The following is a 21,749-nucleotide window of genomic DNA, read 5'->3' on the forward strand; positions in this document are numbered from 1 at the left end:
ACCCCTCCCCACAGGTGGGAGGGGCTTAACCTGCCGCACCCACTTGGCCTCTTTTTGACCGTTCCGGCAGGGGGCGAGCCTGGGAAATGGCAGTCGGGCGCAGCGAGCACCAAAGCCCCTCCCACCTGTGGGGAGGGGCTGGGGAGGGGCATTCTCGCGCTCTCGTCGCCACCGCCTTCTCAGCCAATACGCCTCTCAAAACGTCGGCGGCGTGCAGGCGCTGATCACCTCGCACGGCACCGGCCCGACGCAGCGGAAGCGGTGCGGCCGGCGGCTTTCGAAGTAATAGGCGTCGCCCGGCCCGAGAATCCGTCGTTCGTCGTCGACGGTCACCTCCAGCCGGCCGGAAAGCACGATGCCGCCCTCCTCGCCCTCATGCACCAACAGCACCTTGCCGGTGTCTGCCCCCGGCTGGTAGCACTCCTTGAGGATCTGCAGGCTGCGGCCGAAGAGATTGTCGCCGATCTGCCGATAGGAAATCGGCCCCTTGCCGATCTCCACCAGTTCCTCCGCGGCATAGAAGGCCTTGCGCGGCCGTTCCGGCTCGAAGGAGAAGAACTCGGCAAGCCCGATCGGGATGCCGTCGAGAATACGCTTGAGGGCGCCGACCGATGGGTTCGAGGCGTTCGATTCGATCAGCGAGATCGTCGAGTTGGTGACGCCCGCCCGTTTGGCCAGTTCCCGCTGGGAGAGGTTGTGCATCAGCCGCACATGGCGCAGGCGGTTGCCGATATCGACGCTCATCGCAGTTACCGGTGTTGACGTTGTTCGAAATATCGAAACTGTATCAAACTCGATCCATGAAATACAATGACTTAGGCAAACAAAGAAAAGGACTTGTTCGGCATCCGAAATCATGGCGTCAATCCCGCACCTGACAGGAGGATGCCATGGACGCCCACAACAAGCCCAACACCCCGGCTCTCGACAGCTACTGGATGCCGTTTACCGCCAACCGCCAGTTCAAGGCGGCACCCCGCCTGCTCGCCTCGGCCGAGGGCATGCACTATACCAGCGTCGACGGACGCAGGATTCTCGACGGCACCGCCGGCCTCTGGTGCGTCAATGCCGGCCACGGCCGCCGGCAGATCGCCGCCGCCGTCGAGCGGCAGTTGACGACGATGGACTTTGCCCCGTCGTTCCAGATGGGCCATCCGATCGCCTTCGACTTCGCCGAGCGGCTCGCCGAGATCGCGCCGGGCCCCGAGGGCCAGAAGCTCGACCGGGTGTTCTTCACCGGCTCCGGCTCGGAATCGGTCGACACGGCGCTGAAGATCGCGCTCGCCTATCAGCGCTCGATCGGCCAGGGCACCCGCACCCGGCTCATCGGCCGCGAGCGCGGCTACCACGGCGTCGGCTTCGGCGGCATCTCGGTCGGCGGCATCCTCAACAATCGCCGTGTCTTCCCGCAGCTTCCGGGCTCCGACCATCTGCGCCACACCCATGATCTTGCGAGGAACGCGTTCGTCAAGGGCCAGCCGGACCATGGCGCCGAGCTTGCCGACGACCTCGAAAGGCTGGTGGCGCTGCACGGCGCCGAAACGATCGCCGCCTGCATCGTCGAGCCGGTGGCCGGCTCGACCGGCGTGCTGATCCCGCCGAAGGGCTATCTCGAGCGGCTGCGCGCCATCTGCAACAAGCACGGCATCCTGCTGATCTTCGACGAGGTGATCACCGGCTTCGGCCGCCTCGGCGCCGCCTTCGCCGCCGACTATTTCAACGTGACGCCGGACCTCGTCACCACCGCCAAGGGGCTGACCAACGGCGCCATCCCGATGGGCGCGGTATTCGCCAGCCGCAAGGTGCACGACGCGCTGATGCACGGGCCGGAAGGCCAGATCGAGCTCTTCCACGGCTACACCTATTCCGGCCACCCGGCCGCCTGCGCCGCCGGCATCGCGACGCTCGACATCTATCGCGACGAGGGCCTGATGACCCGCGCCGCCGAGCTTCAGGACGACTGGCACGAGGCGATGCATTCGCTGAAGGGCCTGCCGCACGTCATCGACATCCGCACCATCGGCCTCATCGCCGGCATCGAGCTGCAGTCGCGCGACGGCGCACCCGGCACCCGCGCCTACGACGTCTTCGTCGATTGCTTCGAGAAGGGCCTGCTCATCCGCGTCACCGGCGACATCATCGCCTTCTCGCCGCCGCTGATCGCCGACAAGAGCCATTTCGGCGAGATCGTCTCGATCCTCGGCGATGCACTGAAGCGGGTGAAGTAACCGGATGGATACTTGAGCGAACAAGCCCCTTCTCCACAAGGGCCCCACAGGTGGACACCTGTGGGGAAGGGTTGGGGGGTGTATTGCCCCGCCACAAGGAACGGGGCGCGTGAAGCCAATAGGCGCCAGCGGCGGCGGTGCTATCCCGCCTGCTCCACCCCCAGAACTCCCAGCAGATTGCGCATCCGTGCTGCCGCCAGTTCCGGCCTGTCGAGCACATTGGCCTGGTCGGCGAGGCGGAAGATATCCGCATAGTGCAGCAGTCCGCGGGCCGATTGCAGGCCGGCCGGCAGGGTGAAATGGCGCTGGTGGCCGTTCAGCCAGGCGAGAAAAACGACGCCGGCCTTGTAGTATTGCGTCGGCGCCTCGAAGATCTTGCGTGACAGCGGCACGGTCGGCTCGATGACGCCGCGGAAGGTGGCGAGATCGCCGGCCGCAAGCGACGCGAGCGCCTTCGAGGCGGAGGGCGCGACGGCGTCGAAGATGCCGAGCAGTGCGTGGCTGTATTTCGTACCGTCTCCCTCGATCAGTTCCGCATAGTTGAAGTCGTCGCCGGTGAAGCAGAGCACGCCCTCCGGCAGCCGATTGCGCAGCGCCACTTCCTTGGCGTTGTCGAGCAGCGAGATCTTGATGCCTTCGACCTTGGCGCTGTTCTCGCCGATGATCGACAGCACCGTTTGCAGAGCCTCGTCGAAATTCTCGGAGCCCCAATAGCCCTTGAGCTGCGGGTCGAACATGTCGCCGAGCCAATGAAGCACGACCTTGTCCTTCGCCTCACGCAGGATATGGCCGTAGACGCGGCGGTAGTCATCTCCGGAGCGCGCCACGCGGGCCAGTGCCCGGCTGGCCATTATGATGGCGCGGCCGCCCTCCCCCTCGACGAAGCCGATCTGTTCCTCGTAGGCCGCGATGACGTCGTCGATCGAACGGGCTTCCGTTGGAGGGAGATGGTCGGTGCCGGCGCCGCAGGCGAGATCCGCACCCGGGACGCTGCGCGCTTCGGCGAGCGAACGGCGGATCAGCTCCTGGGCGCCTGCCCAGGACAAGCCCATGCCGCGCTGCGCGGTGTCCATCGCCTCGGCGATCTTGAAGCCGAGGCTCCATAGGTGATGGCGAAAGGCCATCGTCGCCTCCCAGTCGATCGCCGGGTTGCCCCAGGGATCGGCATCGCGCAACGGATCGGAAACCACATGGGCGGCCGCATAGGCGATGCGGTTGAAGCTCGGCACGGCCGCGGGGCGAGTGATTGGCGTTCCCTGCAGCCGGTATTCTTCGAGCGAGCCGTCCTGGCGCGGCAACAAAAGGCTGGTCATCGGCATTGATCCTCCTGAGGTTTGCGGCATCGAATAATTTAGATCGTTCCAAATTGCAAGGTTGAATATTTTCGAGCTCGCCGAGCGACTCATTGTGGAGCGTGGCTGCTTATCGACGCGAAAAACGGCTATTTTGCTGAAATATAAATGCGTTTGGCGAAATTTCGCTCTCAGATGAGGCACCTAAGCTTCGTGCGATGCCTCGAAAAAAGTGAACGACGCCCTCTTGACGAAATTGGAACGTTCCAATTATTAAGGATGCAAGAGACGAAATGCCGAGGAGGACGTGATGGCGAAGGAGCGGGTGACGGTCGTCGATATAGCGCGCGCTGCCGGCGTGTCGAAGTCGACCGTGTCGCTCGTCCTGCAGGGGAGCGCGCTGGTCAACGAGGCGACGCGCGCCAAGGTGAATGCTGCTATCCGCGAGCTTGGCTATGTTTACAATCGCAGCGCCGCCAATCTGCGCCAGGCACGCTCGAAGATCATCGGCATCGTCGTCAACGACCTGACGAACAGCTTCTTCGCGGAGCTCGCCGTCGGCGTCGATGCGGTGGTGCAGTCCGCGGGCTTCGTGCAGTTCCTGGCCAACACCAGTGAGAAGAGCGAACGCCAGCGCGAGGTCATCGCCTCGATGCGCGAGCACGGCGTTTCGGGCCTGATCATCTCGCCGGCGCGCGGCACGGAAGCGGCCGATCTTGCGCCGCTCGTCGCCAGCGGCATTCCGGTCGTGCTTGTCGTGCGCGACATTGCCGAAGCCGGCGTCTCGTCGCTGACCTCCGACAACCATGCCGGCGCCATGGCCGCCGTCCGTCATCTGATCGAGCGCGGCCATCGCCGCATCGCCTTTCTTGGCGGCTTTCCGGACACCGCCGTCTTCGAGGCGCGCATGCGCGGCTACCGCGATGCGCTCCGCGAGGCGGGAATGCCCGCCCTCGACGAGCTGGTCATCGGTTCGGCGCCGTCGCGGGCCGGCGGCGTGACCGCGATCGAGCAGGCGATGATGCTGAAGGATCGGCCGAGCGCGGCGCTCTGCTTCAACGACGCGGTCGCCTTCGGCGTTTGCGACGGGCTGAGGGCGCGGCGGCTCGAGCCGGGCGCCGATTTCGCGGTGATCGGCTTCGACGACGTGATCGAGGCAAAGACCGCGGTGCCGGCACTGACCACGGTTTCCGTCGATCCGCAGGGCATGGGCGAGCGCGCGGCGGAATTGCTGCTGAAGCAGATCCAGGCCGGGCGCGCCGAACCCGAAGCGATCGTCAGCCCCGTACGGCTCGTCGTCCGCCAGAGCTGCGGCGGCACCGTCGAGCGCAGAGTGAAGGAGATTTCGTCATGATCAGATGGGGATTGATCGGCGCGAGCACGATCGCGCGCGAATGGGTGATTGGCGCCATCCGCGCCGCCGGCGGCGAGGTCGTCTCGGTGATGAGCTCGAGCGAGGAACGCGGGCAGGCCTATGCCGCCGAAAACGGCATCGCCAAGGCCGTTACCAGCCTCGACGACCTCGTCGGCGATCAGGAGGTCGACGCCGTCTATATTTCGACGACCAACGAGCTGCATCACGCCCAGGCGCTCGCGGCGATTCACGCCGGCAAGCACGTGCTCTGCGAAAAGCCGCTGGCGATGAACTTGAACGACGGCTGCGAAATGGTGCTGAAGGCCTGCGAGGCCGGCGTCGTGCTTGGCACCAACCATCACCTGCGCAATGCCGCCACGCACCGGGTCATGCGTGAAGCGATCGCCGCCGGCCGGATCGGCAGGCCGATCGCGGCGCGGGTGTTCCACGCCGTCTACCTGCCGCCGCATCTGCAGGGCTGGCGGCTCGAAAGGCCGGATGCCGGCGGCGGCGTCATCCTCGACATCACCGTGCATGACGCGGACACGCTGCGCTTCATCCTCGACGACGACCCGATCGAGGCGGTGGCGATCAGCCACAGTGCCGGCATGGGCAAGGAGGGGCTCGAGGACGGCGTGATGGGTGTCTTGCGCTTTCGTTCCGGCGTGATCGCCCAGTTCCATGATGCGTTCACGACGAAATATGCCGAGACCGGGCTCGAAGTGCACGGCACGGACGGCTCGCTGATCGGCCGCAACGTCATGTCCCAGCGCCCCGTCGGGACGGTGACGCTGCGCAACGAAGAGGGTGAGGTCGAACTGCCGCTCGATCACCGCAATCTCTACGAGACGGGCATCAGCGCCTTCCATGCCGCGATCGAAGGAAACGGCCGGCCCTCGGCAACCGGCGAGGACGGCGTCTGGTCGCTCGCCACGGGCCTTGCCGTCGTCAAGGCGGCCGCCACCGGCATCGCCGCCCAGATCGAAACGGGACTGTGAAGCGAATGTCCATCAACAAGCATATTTCGCCGGCACAAGCGGCCGGGCTGATCCCGGACGGTGCCGTCGTTTCGGTCTCCTCCTCCAGCGGCCTCGGCTGCCCGGATCTGATGCTGAAGGCGATCGGCGAGCGGTTCGAGGCGACGGGCCATCCGCGCGATCTCACGACCCTGCATCCGATTGCCGCCGGCGACATGAGCGGCATCAAGGGCGTCGACTACATCGCCAAAAAGGGCCTGCTGAAGAAGATCATCGGCGGCTCCTACCCGTCCGGACCGTCGAGCGCCGAGCCGCCGCTGATCTGGCAGATGATCGGCGCCAACGAGGTGGCGGCCTATAACGTTCCCTCCGGCATCCTCTTCGACATGCACCGCGAGGCGGCCGCTAAACGCCCGGGCGTGATGACCAAGGTCGGGCTCGACACCTTCGTCGATCCTTCGCGCGAAGGCTGCGCCATGAATGCTTCGGCTGCCGCGGAGCCTGTGGTGAAGAAGATTTCCTTCGAGGGCGAGGACTGGCTCTATTTCAAGGCGATGGCACCTGACGTGGCGATCATCCGTGCCACGACGGCCGACGAGCGCGGCAATCTCACCTATGAGCACGAGGGCGCCTATTTGGGCGGGCTCGACCAGGCGCTCGCCGCCCGCAACAATGGCGGCATCGTCATCGCCCAGGTGAAGCGCATCGCCAAGGAAGGCTCGTTCAAGCCGCACGACGTGCGCGTGCCGGGTGTGCTCGTCGATTACGTCATCGTCGATCCGGACCAGAAGCAGACGACCCAGACGCTCTATGATCCGGCCATTTCCGGCGAGATCTTCCGACCGCTCGACAGTTTCCGCGTCCCGGAATTCAACATCCAGAAGGTGATCGCGCGCCGCGTCGCCCAGGAGCTCGAAGCGGGCAGCGCCGTCAATCTCGGCTTCGGCATTTCCGCCAATGTGCCCCGCATCCTCTTGGAAGAGGGGTTGCACGGTGCCGTCACCTGGGTGATCGAACAGGGCGCGGTCGGCGGCGTGCCGCTCCTGGACTTCGCCTTCGGCTGCGCCTCGAACGCCGACGCCTTCATGCCGTCGCCCTACCAGTTCACCTATTTCCAGGGTGCCGGCTTCGACGCCTCGCTGCTCTCCTTCCTGGAGATCGACCGCACCGGCTCTGTCAACGTCTCGAAGCTCAGCTTCCGCCCGCATGTGACGGCCGGCGCCGGCGGCTTCGTCGACATCACGGCGCGGGCGAAGAAGATCGTCTTCTCCGGCATGTTCAATGCCGGCGCAAAACTCGGCGTCGCCGACGGCCAACTCGTCATCGAGAAGGACGGCAAGCTCAAGAAGCTGGTCAACCAGGTCGAGCACGTCACCTTCTCCGGCCGCCGAGCCATCGAGCAGGGGCAGGACATCACCTATGTCACCGAGCGCTCGGTGATGAAGCTGATGCCGGAAGGCATCGTGCTCACCGAAATCGCGCCAGGGGCCGACCTGCAGACGCATATTCTCGATCAGGCGGAATTCCCGCTGATCGTCTCCGACAGGCTGAAGGTCATGGATGCGGCACTGTTCCAAGAGGCGCCGCTGGGACTCACGCTGCCCGCCAAGCCGCAGCGCGAGATCGCGGGAGGCGCACATGGCTGACGATCGCATCCGCATCGAGATCGAGGGTACCGTCGCGACGATGACGGTGGCTCGGCCGGAAAAACTCAATGCCTTCGATATCGACATGCTGAAGGCGCTCGCCTCCGCCTGCGACACGGTCGAGGCGAACCGCGATGTGCGGGTCGTGATCCTGACCGGCCAGGGCAAGGCCTTTTCCGCCGGCGGCGACATCAGGGCCTGGGGCGGCATGGAGCCCGCGGCCTTCGGCCACGACTGGGTGCGCTTCGGCCACCGCGTCTTCGAGCGGCTGGCGACGCTGCGCATGCCGGTGATCGCCGCCTTGAACGGCCATGCGCTCGGCGGCGGCCTGGAGCTGGCAGCGGCCGCGGATATCCGCATCGCCGAAAAACAGGTGAAGATCGGCCTGCCGGAAACCAGTCTCGGCATGGTGCCCGGCTGGTCCGGCACGCAACGCCTCGTGTCGCGCTTCGGCGCGCAGGTCGTCCGCCGCATGGTGCTCGGCGGCGAGATGTTCACGGCGGAGGAGGCGAAGGCCGAAGGCCTCGTCGATGCCGTTGTCGAGACGGGCACGGTGATGACGGCGGCGCGGGCCTATGCAGCGCGTGTCGCGTCGCGTGGTCCGGCGGCATTGGAAATATCGAAGCTGATGATCGCTACGGCGAACGGCGAGGACAAGGGCGCGGCCATCGAAGCCTTGGGCTCGATCCTCGTCGCCAAGACCGGCGACCTCAAGGAGGGCGTCGCGGCCTTCAGCGAAAAGCGCGAAGCGCGCTTCAAGGGAGAATGGTGATGACCGTACTGGTGAGGCCGAAGCCGCTCGGCGACGACAAGGTCCGCGAATTCCGCATGCTGATCGACGGCCAATGGATGGCCGGCGCCGAGGGCCGGACGATCGAGCGCGTGGCGCCCGGGCACGGCGTCGTCGTCAGCCGTTACCAGGCGGCGACGATGGTGGATGCCGAGCGCGCCATCGCCGCGGCGCGGCGTGCCTTCGACGACGGCCCCTGGCCGCGCATGACCGCGTCGGAACGCTCGCTGATCCTGCTCCGCGCCGCCGACATGATCGCCGCCCGGGCCGACGAGCTCGCCTATCTCGACGCGATCGAATCCGGCAAGCCGATCAGCCAGGCCAAGGGCGAACTGGCAGGCGCCGCCGATATCTGGCGCTATGCGGCGGCCCTTGCCCGCGAGCTTTCCGGCGAGAGCTACAACACGCTCGGCGAGGGCACGCTCGGCGTCGTGCTGCGCGAGGCGATCGGCGTCGTCTCGATCATCACGCCCTGGAATTTCCCATTCCTGATCGTCAGCCAGAAATTACCCTTCGCGCTCGCCGCCGGCTGCACGACGGTGGTCAAGCCGTCGGAGCTCACCTCCGCCTCGACGCTCGTTCTCGGCGAAATCCTCGAGGCCGCCGGCGTGCCGGCCGGCGTCGTCAACATCATCGTCGGTACCGGCCCGGAAGTCGGCGCGCCGCTTGCCACCCACCCGGATGTCGACATGATCTCCTTCACCGGCTCGACCGGTATCGGCCGGCTGACGATGGCGAACGCGGCGCAAACCCTGAAGAAGGTCTCGCTCGAACTCGGCGGCAAGAACCCGCAGATCGTCTATCCCGACGCGGATCTCGACGCGTTCATCGATGCGGCCGTCTTCGGCGCCTATTTCAATGCCGGCGAATGCTGCAATGCCGGCTCGCGGCTGATCCTGCATCGTGACATCGCCGAGGAGGTGACGGCGCGCATTACCAGCCTCTCCGCCAAGGTCAAGGTCGGCGATCCGCTCGATCCCGAGACGCAGGTCGGCGCGATCATCACGCCGCAGCATCTGGAAAAGATCGCCGGCTATGTAACGGCCGCGGCGGGCGAGGGTGCGGCCGTCAGCCATGGTGGCACCGCACTCGATCTCGGCATGGGCCAGTTCATGGCGCCGACCATTCTCTCGGCCGTCCGGCCGGAGATGGCGGTGGCCCGCGAGGAGGTGTTCGGGCCGGTCCTTTCGGTCCTCACCTTCGAGACGACCGAGGAGGCGATCCGCATCGCCAACTCCATCGATTACGGGCTCTCGGCCGGCGTCTGGAGCCGCGATTTCGATACATGCCTGACGATCGGGCGGCGCGTGCGCGCCGGGACCGTCTGGATGAACACCTTCATGGACGGCGCCTGCGAACTGCCCTTCGGCGGCTACCGCCAGTCGGGGCTCGGCCGCGAACTCGGCCGGCATGCGGTGGAGGACTACACCGAGACCAAGACGCTCAACATGCATATCGGCCAGCGCACCAGCTGGTGGATGCCGCGCTGAGATCGGGATCGGGAGGCAAGTGGGAATGGGCGCGTTGGCACGGTTTGCAGGCACGATGGGGAAGGAAGGGCGTATCCCCTGCCTTTCCGCTTCGGCTGCGCGGGCTTCAGGCGTCGGTGGCAGCTGGCTCCGATTTGAAGCGAAGCTCGGGCTCGAGCAGCAATTGCAGCTCGCCGATCTCGGTGCTGCCGCCGATGCGGCGCAGCAGGATGCGCCCCATGTGCTCGCCGGTTTCGGTCAGGTCCTCGTAGATCGTGTCGACGCGCGGCTGGATGGCGCCGAGCAGCGGCGACGTCTGCTTCGCGACGATGTCGTATTCGACGCCGAGGGTCAGGCCGCAGTCGCTCATGCCGGTGATCGTCGCGAGCGCACAGACCTCGCCGCCGCAGGTGAAGCCATCAGGCGGATCCGGGTCGGCCTGGCGCCGGCGGATCCGGTCGCGGATCGCGCCGGCCGGGCTGTCGAGGTCGATGTCGGTGAGAATTTCATAGGCGCAGCCCGCCTCGCGCACTGCCGTCATGAAGCCATGCAGGATATGGCCGGCAAAGGTGAAACCGGCCGGGCCGCTGATCAGCGCCGGCTTCCGCCGCCCCTTGGCTATCAGCCGCCGCGTCGCCTCATAGGTGAAGGTGAAATTGTCGTAGTCGACGAAAGGATGGGCGGTGGCGAGCTCGGTTCTGCCATGGGTGACGAACGGAAAGCCGGCCTCCGAAAGCAGCTTGACGCGCGGATCGAGCGGTTCGGTGCGCGAGAAGATCAGCCCGTCGGCCATGCCGTTGCGGATGATGTAGTTCACCGCATCGATATTCGCGGCGTCGAGGAAATTCGGCATGACGATCAGGTGGTAGGCGGTGCCCTGCAAGGCCCTGGCGATGCCGGCCATGACGGAGGTTCCGTAGCCGAGGATCTCTTCATGCGGCTCGAGCAGCACGGCGATCACATTCGTCCGGCCGGTCTTCAGGCGTTGGGCAGCGCGGTCCGGCGAATAGCCGATGTCGAGCGCCACCTGGCGGACGCGATGCCGCGTCTCGATAGAGATCTGCGGCGCGTCCGCAAGCGCCCGCGACACGGTGGTGACGGCCAGTCCGGTAATATCGGCAATGGTGCGCAGGGTCGGCTTGCCGCGTCCTGGCGCGGCACTTCCCGGGCGGACGGGTTTAGAAGGATCGGCCAAACGGGTGCTTTCCTGCAAGCGGTCAAGAGCGGCATTTGTAACGTGACGCGAACCGATACGCAATCGTATGATGCAAACGTTTTAAATCGCTATACCACCACTTTTTTGCTGCATCGCAGCATGCATTGCATGTCGTATAGTGCAGTGAAATCAGTCGGTTTCGGTCGGCGGACGGCGGAAGCTCGCGGTCCGCTTGACTTGCGGTGATTTGTAACGTTTTAAATTGTGCGGGCGGCGCATGCCGCAAGCCCAGACTGCCCCTTGGGAGGGGGCAGACAATCCAAAAGAGCGGGAGGAGCTTCCGCTTCGGTAACTTGCAAACGGGAGGAAAACGATGCGCAAGTTGATGACGACGACGGCTGTTGCAGCATTGATGTTGGCGGCGACCGCCGCGCGCGCAGCAGAGAACGTGGAAGTGCTGCACTGGTGGACGTCCGGCGGCGAGGCGGCGGCACTCGACGTTCTGAAGAAGGATCTGGAAGGCAAGGGCATCAGCTGGACCGACATGCCGGTTGCCGGCGGTGGCGGCACGGAGGCCATGACGGTACTTCGCGCCCGCGTCACGTCCGGCAATGCGCCCACGGCGGTGCAGATGCTCGGCTTCGACATCCTCGACTGGGCCAAGGAAGGCGCACTCGGCAACCTTGACGACATTGCCGCCAAGGAAGGCTGGGACAAGGTCGTTCCGACGGCGCTTCAGCAGTTCTCGAAATATGACGGCCACTGGATCGCCGCGCCGGTCAACGTCCATTCGACCAACTGGGTCTGGATCAACAAGGCCGCCCTCGACAAGGCCGGCGGCAAGGAGCCGGCGAACTGGGATGAGCTGATCGCGCTGCTCGACAAGTTCAAGGAGCAGGGCATCACGCCGGTCGCCCACGGCGGTCAGCCCTGGCAGGACGCGACGATCTTCGACGCGGTCGTGCTGTCGCTCGGCAACGACGTCTACAAAAAGGCCTTCATCGACCTCGATCCGGCAACGCTCGGCGGCGACAAGATGAAGGAAGCCTTCGACCGGATGACGAAGCTCAGATCCTATGTCGACGACAACTTCTCCGGCCGCGACTGGAACCTCGCTTCGGCGATGGTCATCGAGAACAAGGCCGGCCTGCAGTTCATGGGCGACTGGGCGAAGGGTGAGTTCCTGAAGGCGAAGAAGGTGCCCGGCACCGATTTTGTCTGCATGCGCTTCCCGGGAACGCAAGGTTCGGTCACCTTCAACTCCGACCAGTTCGCGATGTTCAAGGTCTCGGATGACAAGGTCCCGGCGCAGTTGCAGATGGCCTCGGCGATCGAAAGCCCGACCTTCCAGTCGGCCTTCAACGTCGTCAAGGGATCGGTTCCGGCCCGCACCGACGTTCCGGACACCGATTTCGACGCCTGCGGCAAGAAGGGCATCAAGGATCTGGCCGAAGCCAACGCCAACGGCACGCTCATGGGCTCCATGGCGCATGGGCATGCCAATCCGGCAGCGGTCAAGAACGCCATCTACGACGTCGTGACCCGCCAGTTCAACGGCGAGCTCAGCTCGGACGAGGCGGTGAAGGAACTCGCCGCGGCGGTCGAGGCCGCGAAGTAAGCGACGCGAGGGATTTGCCCCTCATCCCGCTGCCGCGACCTTCTCCCCGCTCGCGGGGAGAAGGGGCAAGCAGCGAGCTCGGCGTGCCTCTCACCCCTTTGGGGGGCTGAGCTCCCTCGCCCCGTCCGCGGGAGGGAGGGGACGGAGGCGCTGCGGCACATGCCTTCTCCCCGCGCGCGCGGAGAAGGTGCCGGCAGGCGGATGAGGGGCAGACCCGCGGCACGAACGAAACGATACGGTGGTAACAAACATGGATAGCCGCACCCGGCTGCAGGAGCTTTTGCCAAAGCTCGTGCTTGCCCCCAGCTTTCTCATAGTTCTGGTGTTCGTCTACGGCTTCATAGTCTATACGGGCTTCCTGTCGCTGACGGACAGCAAGATGCTGCCGTCCTACAATTTCGTCGGCTTGAGCAACTACAGCAGGCTGTGGGCGCTGCCGCACTGGTGGAGGGCGGTCAGCAACCTGGCGATCTTCGCCACGCTCTATATCGTCATCTGCTCGGTGCTCGGCCTGGCACTGGCGATCCTGCTCGACCAGAAGATCCGCGCTGAAGGGTTCCTGCGGCCGATCTATCTCTATCCGATGGCGCTCTCCTTCATCGTCACGGGAACCGCCTGGAAGTGGTTCCTCGATCCCGGCATCGGCCTTGAGAACACCATGCACCTCTGGGGCTGGGAGAGCTTCTCCTTCAACTGGATCAAGGACCGCAACTACACGATCTACTGCGTCGTCATCGCAGCCGTCTGGCAGTCGACCGGCTTCATCATGGCAATGTTCCTGGCGGGGCTTCGCGGCGTCGACAACGAGATCATCAAGGCCGCCCAGATCGACGGGGCGACGACGCCGACCATCTACCGGCGGATCATCATTCCGCTGATGCGGCCCGTCTTCCTCTCGGCCTTCGTCGTCCTCGCTCACCTTGCGATCAAGGCCTACGACCTGATCATCGCTTTGACCGGCGGCGGGCCGGGGCAGGCGACCGAACTGCCGGCGACCTTCATGTATTCCTACACCTTCACGCGCAATCAGATGGCGGTCGGCGCCTCGTCGGCGATCATCATGCTCATCATGATCTTCTCGATCATCGTTCCCTATCTCTATTCCGAAATCCGGGGAGGAAAACGCTGATGGGCGCTCCCAGTCCAGAGAACGTCATCTCGCACAACCGCCTGACCCGGGCGCTGATCTACCTGGCGCTGATCATTTTCGCGCTCTATTCGCTGCTGCCGCTCTACGTCATGCTGGTGAATTCCCTGAAGCCGCTCGACGAAATCCGCCAGGGCGGCATGCTGAACCTGCCGCAAACCTGGACCATCGAGCCCTGGCTTTCGGCCTGGTCGACGGCGCAGATCGGCGTGCAGCCGACCGGCCTCCGTCCGTTCTTCATCAACTCCATCCTGATGGTCGTTCCGGCCGTGGCGATCTCGACCTTCATCGGCGCGCTGAACGGCTACGTCCTGACGAAGTGGCGTTTCCCCGGAGCCAACATCTTCTTCGGCATGCTGCTGTTGTCCTGCTTCATCCCGTTCCAGATCGTGCTGATCCCGATGGCCCGCATCCTCGGTATTTTCGGCCTCGCCGGGTCGATCTGGGGGCTGATCCTCGTCCATGTGGTCTACGGCATCGGCTTCACGACGCTCTATTTCCGCAACTACTACGAGGCCTTCCCGACCGAGCTGGTGCGCGCCGCGCAGATCGACGGGGCGAGCTTCTTCCAGATATTCTGGCGAATCATGCTGCCGTCCTCCGGGCCGATCATCGTCGTCTCCGTCATCTGGCAGTTCACCAATATCTGGAACGACTTCCTGTTCGGAGCCTCGTTCTCCGGGCCCTATTCGACACCGATGACGGTGGCGCTCAACAACCTTGTGAGCTCGTCGACCGGCGTCAAGGAATACAACGTCCACTTCGCGGGCGCGATCCTCGCCGCCCTGCCAACGCTCATCGTCTACATCGTGTCCGGCCGCTACTTCGTCCGCGGGCTGATGTCCGGCGCCGTGAAAGGATAACTCCATGTCATTCCTGAAAATCAGCAATCTGCGCAAATCCTACGGCTCGCTGGAGATCTTGAAGGACATCAATCTCGAGATCGAAAAGGGTGGGTTCCTCGTGCTCGTCGGCCCGTCCGGCTGCGGCAAGTCGACTCTCCTGAACACGATCGCCGGCCTGGAACCGATCACCTCGGGCGACATCGCCATCAACGGCCGCTCGGTGTCGGGGCTGCACCCGTCGAAGCGCGACATCGCCATGGTGTTCCAGTCCTACGCGCTCTATCCGAACATGACGGTCGCCGGAAACATCGCCTTCGGCATGGAAATCCGCGGCGTGCCGAAGGAGGAGCGCGACAAGGCGATCAAGCAGGTTGCCGACATGCTGCAGATCGGTCACCTGCTCGAGCGCAAGCCGAGCCAGCTCTCCGGCGGCCAGCGCCAGCGCGTCGCCATGGGCCGGGCGCTGGTGCGCAATCCGCAGGTCTTTCTTTTCGACGAGCCCTTGTCGAACCTCGATGCCAAGCTGCGCGTCGACATGCGCACCGAGATCAAGCGGCTGCATCACCGAATGAAGACGACGATCGTCTATGTAACGCATGACCAGATCGAAGCGATGACGCTGGCAACCAAGATCGCCGTGCTGAAGGACGGCGTGCTGCAGCAGTTCGGTACACCGGCCGAGATCTACAACAACCCGGCCAATATGTTCGTCGCGGATTTCATGGGATCGCCGGCGATGAACCTGTTGAAGGCGCGCATCGAAGCCTCCGGGCCGAACGTCGCCGTGACGCTGGAGCGGCCGAATGCCGAGCCGCTGAGGCTCGCGGTGCCGCATGACGGCGCGCTCTCCTCCTATGCCGGCCGCGACGTCGTCTTCGGCATCCGTCCGGAGGCGCTCACCGATCCGGACGGTGCCGACCGCAACGCCAAGTTCGTCGCCGAGGGCGATTGCCTGATCGAGGTGGTCGAGCCGGCCGGTTCCGACACCTTCGCGGTCACCCGGCTCGGCGGCAAGGAAATCGTGGCAAGACTCCGCGCCGACGCGCGCATCGCGCCCGGCCAGACGTCGCGGCTCGCCTTCAACCTCGACAAGGCCGTGTTCTTCGACCCTGAGAGCCAGATGCGGATCGCATGAGCCAGAGCATGGAGAGCCAGCCGGATATCGTCATCATCGGCTCGGGCGTCGGCGGCGCCACCGTGGCTGCCGGACTTGCCGCTTCGGGTGCCGAAATCCTCATCCTCGAGGCGGGTCACCACATCGAGGACCTGCCGGTCAACCGCGACCAGCGGGCGATCTTCCAGCGCGGCCATTTCCGGCCGAAGGAGACCTGGTACGAGGCGGGCGGCGCCGGCTTCAACCCCGGCAACTACTACAATGTCGGCGGCAACTCGAAATTCTACGGCGCGGTGCTCACCCGCTACCGCCGCGAGGACTTCGAGGAGATGCGCCACCTCGAAGGCGTCTCGCCCGCCTGGCCGTTTGCCTACGAGGAGCTCGAGCCGTGGTACGCCAAGGCGGAGGAACTCTATCAGGTGCGTGGGAGGCTGGGCGAGGACCCGACCGAACCAGCGCATTCGAACGACTATCCGCACGGGCCGGTGCCGGATGAGCCGGCGATCGCCAAGGTTCGCAAGCGCCTGGCAGCGATCGGTATGCACCCCTATTCGCTGCCGCTCGGCATCGATATCGACCGCTGGCTCGCCAAGGGCAAGACGCCCTGGGATGCACATCCGAACAGTTTCGACGGCAAGATGGATGCGGAAACGGCCGCGCTGACCGCTGCACTCGAATATCCGAATGTGCGGCTGCAGACCGGCTCGCGCGTCACCCGGCTGACGACAGCCCCGGATGGCAAGGCGATCTCCTCCGTGCATTATGTCAAGGACGGGGTCGAGCATAGCATCTCGCCGAAGCTCGTCATCCTCTCGGCCGGCGCCGTGCAATCGGCCGTGCTGCTCCTGCGCTCGGCCGACGAGCGCAACCCGGCCGGTCTCGCCAACCGCTCCGACCAGGTCGGCCGCAATTTCATGAATCACAATTCGAGCGCGGTGATCGCGCTCAGCCCCTGGTACCGCAACGACTCCGTCTATCAGAAGACCTTCGGCCTCAACGATTTCTATCTCTCCGACGGCGAGGGCGGGCCGCCGCTCGGCAATATCCAGCTTCTCGGCCGTGTCTCCGGCGCAATCCTGAAAGCCAACATGCCGGCCATGCCCGAGTGGCTCCTCAACCAGGTCTCGGCCCGCGGAATCGATTTCTACGCGATGAGCGAGGACCTGCCGTCGCCGGAAAGCCGCGTCATGGTCGACGGCGAGCGCATCCTGCTCAAATGGGTGCGCACCAACTGGCAAGCCCACCTCGATCTCGTATCCAGGCTGAAGGCGGTGCTGAAAAAGGCCGGCTTCCCGATCGTTCTGGCCAGGGCCTTCGACAAGCGAACGCCGTCGCACCAATGCGGCACGGTCAGGATCGGCAATGACGCCGCGGACGCGCCGCTCGACGTTTATTGCCGCGCCTTCGATCATCCGAACCTCTTCGTTGTCGATGCCGGCTTCCTGCCGACGTCGGCCGCCGCCAATCCGGCGCTGACGGTTGCGGCCCAGGCGCTGCGCGTCGCTGATCACATCGTCAATGAGGATCTTCGGGCATGACGGACAAGGCACGCCCCGTCGCGATCGTCACCGGCGGCCGCCGCGGCATCGGCCTCGGCATTGCCCGAGCCCTTGCGGCGGGCGGATTCGACATCGCCATCACCGGCATCGGCGATGCGGAAGGCGTGGCGCCGGTCATTGCGGAGCTCGGCACGCTGGGCGCGCGCGCCATCTTCCTCCGGGCCGATGTCGCCGACCTTTCGGGCCATCAGGCAACCGTCGATGCGGTGATCGCGGCCTTCGGCCGGATCGACTGCCTCGTCAACAATGCCGGCATTGCCTCCGTCGTGCGCGGCGATTTTTTCGATCTCAAGCCGGAGAATTTCGACACGATCGTTGGCATCAACCTGCGCGGCACGGTCTTCTTCACCCAGGCGGTGCTGAAAGCGATGCGCGCCATCGCTCCGAGCGCGCCGCGTTCGATCATCAACATCACCTCGGTCTCCGCGGCGATGACGTCGCCGGAACGGCTCGACTATTGCATGAGCAAGGCGGGGCTCGCGGCCTTCACCCAGGGCCTGGCGCTGAGGCTCGCCGAGACCGGCATCTCGGCCTTCGAGGTGCGCCCCGGCATCATCCGCTCCGATATGACCGCGGCCGTGTCCAGCAAATACGACGCGCTGATCGCCGGTGGGCTGGTGCCGGTCAAGCGCTGGGGCGAGCCCGAGGATATCGGCAATATCGTCGCCGGCCTCGCCAGCGGCCAATTCGCCTTCGCCACGGGCTCGGTCATCCAGGCCGATGGAGGCCTGTCGATCAGCCGGTTGTAAACTTGTCGGGGGAGGCAGCCCCTCTCCTCGGGTTTAACCCGAGGACTAACCCTCTCCCCGCCTGCGGGGAGAGGGGACGCGGTCGGCGATACGTCGGGGAGATGGCTAAGGCGGTGCCGCGAGTCCCTTCTCCCCGCGCGCGGGGAGAAGGTGGCGGCAGCCGGATGAGGGGCAAATGCTGAGTTATCTGACCGCGCGCAGACGCGTAAGCTTGAGGACGTCGTGGAATGAGCTATGACTATATCATCACCGGTGCCGGCCCGGCCGGCTGCGTGCTCGCCAACCGGCTGAGCGAGGATCCGGCCGTCAAGGTGCTGCTGCTCGAGGCGGGCGGCGGCGATTGGAACCCGCTGTTCCACATGCCGGCCGGCTTCGCCAAGATGACCAAGGGCGTGGCGAGCTGGGGCTGGAATACGGTGCCGCAGAAGCACATGAAGGGCAGGGTGCTGCGCTATACGCAGGCCAAGGTGATCGGCGGCGGCTCGTCGATCAATGCGCAGCTCTACACCCGCGGGAATGCCGTCGACTATGATCTCTGGGCGAGCGAGGACGGCTGCGCCGGCTGGGACTATCGCAGCGTGCTTCCCTATTTCAAGCGGGCCGAGGACAACCAGCGCTTCGCCGACGACTATCATGCCTATGGCGGACCGCTCGGCGTCTCGATGCCGGTCTCGACGCTGCCGATCTGCGATGCCTATATCCGCGCCGGCCAGGAACTCGGCATTCCCTATAATCACGATTTCAACGGCAGGCAGCAGGCGGGCGTCGGCTTCTATCAGCTCACCCAGCGCAACCGCCGCCGCTCCTCCGCATCGCTTGCCTATCTGTCGCCGATCAAGGATCGCAAGAACCTGACGGTGCGCACCGGTGCCCGCGTCGCCCGCATCGTGCTCGAAGGCCGCCGCGCCGTCGGCGTCGAAGTGGTGACCGCCAAGGGCAGCGAAGCGATCCGCGCCGAACGGGAGGTGCTGGTTTCGTCCGGTGCGATCGGTTCGCCGAAACTGCTGCTGCAGTCCGGCATCGGGCCGGCCGATCACCTGCGTTCGGTGGGCGTCGAGGTCCGCCACGATCTCCCCGGCGTCGGCAGCAATCTTCAGGACCATCTCGACCTGTTCGTGATTTCCGAATGCACTGGCGACCACACCTACGACAACGTCGCCAAGCTGCACCGCACGCTCTGGGCGGGGCTGCAATATGTGCTGTTCCGCAGCGGCCCGGTCGCCTCGTCGCTCTTCGAGACCGGCGGCTTCTGGTATGCCGATCCGAATGCCCGTTCGCCGGACATCCAGTTCCATCTCGGCCTCGGTTCGGGCATCGAGGCGGGCGTGGCGCGGCTGAAGAATGCCGGCGTCACGCTCAACTCCGCCTATCTGCACCCGCGCTCGCGCGGCACCGTCCGGCTTTCCTCGGCCGATCCGGCGGCAGCACCGCTGATCGACCCGAACTACTGGGAGGATGCGCATGACCGCAGGATGTCGCTCGAAGGGCTGCAGATCGCCCGCGAGATCATGCAGCAGCCGGCGCTCGAGCCTTATGTCATGGCCGAACGGTTGCCGGGGAGGGATATCAAGACCGAGGAGCAACTCTTCGACTATGGCTGCGCCAATGCCAAGACGGATCATCACCCGGTCGGCACCTGCAAGATGGGCACGGATCAGACGGCGGTCGTCGATCTCGACCTGAAGGTCCGCGGGCTCGAGGGCCTGCGGGTCTGCGACAGTTCGGTGATGCCGCGCGTGCCGTCCTGCAACACCAACGGGCCGACCATCATGATGGGCGAGAAAGGGGCCGATATAATCCGCGGCCTGCCGCCACTGCCGCCGGCGGTGTTCCAGCATGAGCGCAACGACACGCGGCCCAGGGCCCGCGCCGAAATTAACTGAGGGGAGGAACCATGATTCGCCACTGCGTTTTCATCCGCTTCCGCTCCGAGGTGAGCGAGGCCGAGAAGGCGGCGATCTTCGCCGAGATCGCCGCCCTGAAAGAGCGCCTGCCGGGGTTCCTGGCGGCGCATATCGGCGCCAATGTCAGCCCGGAGACGGGCATGGACAAGGGTTACGCCGAAGGCTTCATCGTCGATTTTGCCGATGCCAAGGCGCGTGATGCCTATCTCGATGACGCAGACCATCGAAAGACCGGCGCAAAAATTGTTGCGGCGGCGGAAGGCGGCGTCCAAGGTGTGCTCGTCTACGACCTACAGCTCCGCGCGTCTTGTTAGACGCGCAAAGGTCGCTGTAGCACTTTAACTTGCTGCATAATTTTGTCCTTGGATCGAATTCGATCCAAGGAATTATGCAGTAAAAATTCCGGACTGATTTCATGGCATTGACCGATCCGCGCCGCTTTCTGACCTCCCTCTTCGAGGCCGCCGTCGTGGCGGCAGATCCCTACGCCGCCATCCGTGCCCACCTGCCGGCGCGGCCGAAGGGCCGCACCATCGTCGTCGGCGCCGGCAAGGCGGCAAGCCAGATGGCCGCCGCCTTCGAGCGGCTCTGGGACGGCCCGATTGAAGGGGCCGTGGTCGCCCGCCATGGGCCGGTCGAGAAGTGCGAGCGTATCAAAGTGCTGCAATCGGCGCATCCGGTGCCGGACGAGGCAGGGCTTGTCGCCTCCTCAGCGCTCCTCGATCTCGTCAAGGGGCTGACAGCCGACGACCTCGTGGTGGCGCTGATCTCCGGCGGCGGCTCGGCGCTGCTGCCGGCGCCGCCGAATGGTTTGACGCTTGACGACGAAATGGCCGTCAACAAGGCGCTGCTTGCCTCCGGTGCGCCGATCTCGGCGATGAACGTGGTGCGCAAGCATGTCTCGCGAATCAAGGGCGGGCGCTTAGCGCTTGCCGCTGCGCCGGCGCGCGTCGTCAGTCTCGTCGTCTCGGATGTCCCGGGCGACAACCCGGCCTTCGTCGCCTCCGGCCCGACCGTATCGGACCTGTCGAGCCTCGAGGAGGCGCGCGAGATCGTTTCCCGCTATGCCATGGCGTTGCCGGAGCGGGTGATGGCGCATCTTTCCGCCGATGCGGCGCGGGCGCCGAGCCCCGATGATGCCGCCTTTGCCGGCAACGAGGTTCATGTGATCGCCTCGGCAAGCGTGTCGCTCGAGGCGGCGGCGGCGCGCGCCAGAGAGTCCGGCATCGAGGCGATGATCCTCTCCGACGCGATCGAGGGCGAGGCGCGCGACATCGGCCGGATGCATGCCGCACTCGCCCGCGAGGTGGCACTGCGCGGCCGCCCGTTTAGCAAGCCCGTCGTGCTGCTTTCCGGCGGCGAGACGACCGTGACGATTTCCAAGGACTACGGCAAGGGCGGCCGCAACAGCGAGTTCCTGCTGTCGCTGGCGCTCGACATCGACGGTGTTGCCGGCATCGATGCGCTCGCCGCCGATACGGACGGCATCGACGGTTCGGAAGACAATGCCGGCGCCTTTGCCGACGGGGCGAGCGTGGCCCGCATGCGGGCGGCAGGCGTCGACCCGCGCGCCCATCTCGCCCGCCACGACGCCTGGTCGGCGTTTTCCGCCAGCGGCGACCTGTTCGTACCCGGGCCGACCGGGACGAATGTCAACGATTTCCGGGCGATGCTGGTGCGCTGAGCTGCCTTACATGGGCAGCATGGTAGGCGGCGGCGTGTGAATGCTCCCCACAGGTGGCCCACAAGGGGGGAGGGCTAACCTGCCGCTCCGCATCCGCCTCTACATCAACCCCTGCGGCAGGCGCGAAGGTTCGAAAAGGGCAGTCGATCGCGGCTGCCGCCGAGCCCCTCCCCCTTGTGGGCCCACAAGGGGTGGGTTGGGGAGGGGTAATCACGCG

18 protein-coding genes are annotated in these 21,749 nt (G+C 65.3%); 15 read left to right on the forward strand and 3 right to left on the reverse strand.

Features of this window, described 5'->3' with window-relative positions:
• Positions 1-195: 195 nt before the first annotated feature.
• Positions 196-744 (reverse strand): cupin domain-containing protein, encoded by a 549-nt coding sequence (locus NGR_RS27610; protein WP_040962063.1) that lies wholly within the window; start codon positions 742-744, stop codon positions 196-198.
• 146 nt (positions 745-890) lie between these two features.
• Between NGR_RS27610 and NGR_RS27615 the strand changes: the two genes are divergently transcribed.
• Complete coding sequence (locus NGR_RS27615) at positions 891-2,228, forward strand: aspartate aminotransferase family protein (protein ID WP_012709776.1); 1,338 nt, start codon at positions 891-893, stop codon at positions 2,226-2,228.
• Between the two features lie 140 nt (positions 2,229-2,368).
• Here NGR_RS27615 and NGR_RS27620 read toward each other — a convergent pair whose 3' ends face one another.
• Complete coding sequence (locus NGR_RS27620) at positions 2,369-3,541, reverse strand: dihydrodipicolinate synthase family protein (protein WP_164924535.1); 1,173 nt, start codon at positions 3,539-3,541, stop codon at positions 2,369-2,371.
• A gap of 289 nt (positions 3,542-3,830) precedes the next feature.
• On the opposite strand from NGR_RS27620, the gene NGR_RS27625 reads away from it, so the two are divergent.
• The 5 genes from NGR_RS27625 to NGR_RS27645 are packed head-to-tail and all read left to right on the forward strand — an operon-like array spanning position 3,831 to position 9,777.
• On the forward strand, positions 3,831-4,874 hold the full coding sequence (locus NGR_RS27625; RefSeq protein ID WP_012709778.1) for a LacI family DNA-binding transcriptional regulator: 1,044 nt from the start codon (positions 3,831-3,833) through the stop codon (positions 4,872-4,874).
• Positions 4,871-5,872, forward strand: a complete 1,002-nt coding sequence (locus tag NGR_RS27630; RefSeq protein WP_012709779.1) for a Gfo/Idh/MocA family protein — start codon at positions 4,871-4,873, stop codon at positions 5,870-5,872. Before NGR_RS27625 ends, NGR_RS27630 begins: the two co-directional genes overlap by 4 nt.
• Positions 5,873-5,877: 5 nt before the next feature.
• The gene (locus NGR_RS27635) at positions 5,878-7,497 is read left to right on the forward strand and encodes an acyl CoA:acetate/3-ketoacid CoA transferase (RefSeq protein ID WP_012709780.1); all 1,620 of its coding nucleotides are present in this window, start codon (positions 5,878-5,880) and stop codon (positions 7,495-7,497) included.
• Positions 7,490-8,269, forward strand: coding sequence for an enoyl-CoA hydratase/isomerase family protein (locus NGR_RS27640; RefSeq protein ID WP_012709781.1), 780 nt, complete (start codon positions 7,490-7,492; stop codon positions 8,267-8,269). The genes NGR_RS27635 and NGR_RS27640 overlap by 8 nt, the downstream gene beginning before the upstream one ends.
• Positions 8,269-9,777 (forward strand): aldehyde dehydrogenase family protein, encoded by a 1,509-nt coding sequence (locus tag NGR_RS27645; protein WP_012709782.1) that lies wholly within the window; start codon positions 8,269-8,271, stop codon positions 9,775-9,777. Before NGR_RS27640 ends, NGR_RS27645 begins: the two co-directional genes overlap by 1 nt.
• Before the next feature lie 106 nt (positions 9,778-9,883).
• On the opposite strand, the gene NGR_RS27650 is transcribed toward NGR_RS27645, so the two are convergent.
• On the reverse strand, positions 9,884-10,951 hold the full coding sequence (locus NGR_RS27650; RefSeq protein ID WP_012709783.1) for a LacI family transcriptional regulator: 1,068 nt from the start codon (positions 10,949-10,951) through the stop codon (positions 9,884-9,886).
• A 334-nt stretch (positions 10,952-11,285) separates the two neighbouring features.
• On the opposite strand from NGR_RS27650, the gene NGR_RS27655 reads away from it, so the two are divergent.
• The 9 genes from NGR_RS27655 (at position 11,286) to NGR_RS27695 (ending at position 21,532) form a co-directional block, all read left to right on the forward strand.
• Complete coding sequence (locus tag NGR_RS27655; protein ID WP_012709784.1) at positions 11,286-12,530, forward strand: ABC transporter substrate-binding protein; 1,245 nt, start codon at positions 11,286-11,288, stop codon at positions 12,528-12,530.
• Between the two features lie 250 nt (positions 12,531-12,780).
• Complete coding sequence (locus tag NGR_RS27660; protein ID WP_012709785.1) at positions 12,781-13,659, forward strand: carbohydrate ABC transporter permease; 879 nt, start codon at positions 12,781-12,783, stop codon at positions 13,657-13,659.
• Positions 13,659-14,540 carry a carbohydrate ABC transporter permease gene (locus NGR_RS27665; protein WP_012709786.1) on the forward strand — a complete coding sequence of 294 codons (882 nt, stop codon included), beginning with the start codon at positions 13,659-13,661 and terminating at the stop codon, positions 14,538-14,540. The genes NGR_RS27660 and NGR_RS27665 overlap by 1 nt, the downstream gene beginning before the upstream one ends.
• 4 nt (positions 14,541-14,544) lie before the next feature.
• Positions 14,545-15,657, forward strand: coding sequence for an ABC transporter ATP-binding protein (locus NGR_RS27670; protein WP_012709787.1), 1,113 nt, complete (start codon positions 14,545-14,547; stop codon positions 15,655-15,657).
• Positions 15,654-17,174, forward strand: a complete 1,521-nt coding sequence (locus NGR_RS27675; RefSeq protein WP_012709788.1) for a GMC oxidoreductase — start codon at positions 15,654-15,656, stop codon at positions 17,172-17,174. Before NGR_RS27670 ends, NGR_RS27675 begins: the two co-directional genes overlap by 4 nt.
• Entirely contained in the window at positions 17,171-17,944 is a 774-nt protein-coding gene (locus NGR_RS27680; protein ID WP_012709789.1) for a 3-ketoacyl-ACP reductase, read from the forward strand. Before NGR_RS27675 ends, NGR_RS27680 begins: the two co-directional genes overlap by 4 nt.
• A gap of 227 nt (positions 17,945-18,171) precedes the next feature.
• Positions 18,172-19,827 carry a GMC family oxidoreductase gene (locus NGR_RS27685; RefSeq protein WP_012709790.1) on the forward strand — a complete coding sequence of 552 codons (1,656 nt, stop codon included), beginning with the start codon at positions 18,172-18,174 and terminating at the stop codon, positions 19,825-19,827.
• Positions 19,828-19,838: 11 nt separating this feature from the next.
• On the forward strand, positions 19,839-20,162 hold the full coding sequence (locus tag NGR_RS27690; RefSeq protein WP_012709791.1) for a Dabb family protein: 324 nt from the start codon (positions 19,839-19,841) through the stop codon (positions 20,160-20,162).
• Between the two features lie 101 nt (positions 20,163-20,263).
• Positions 20,264-21,532, forward strand: a complete 1,269-nt coding sequence (locus NGR_RS27695) for a glycerate kinase type-2 family protein (protein WP_012709792.1) — start codon at positions 20,264-20,266, stop codon at positions 21,530-21,532.
• Positions 21,533-21,749: the final 217 nt, after the last annotated feature.

It is taken from the genome of Sinorhizobium fredii NGR234, assembly GCF_000018545.1.
Lineage (GTDB): Bacteria > Pseudomonadota > Alphaproteobacteria > Rhizobiales > Rhizobiaceae > Sinorhizobium > Sinorhizobium fredii_A.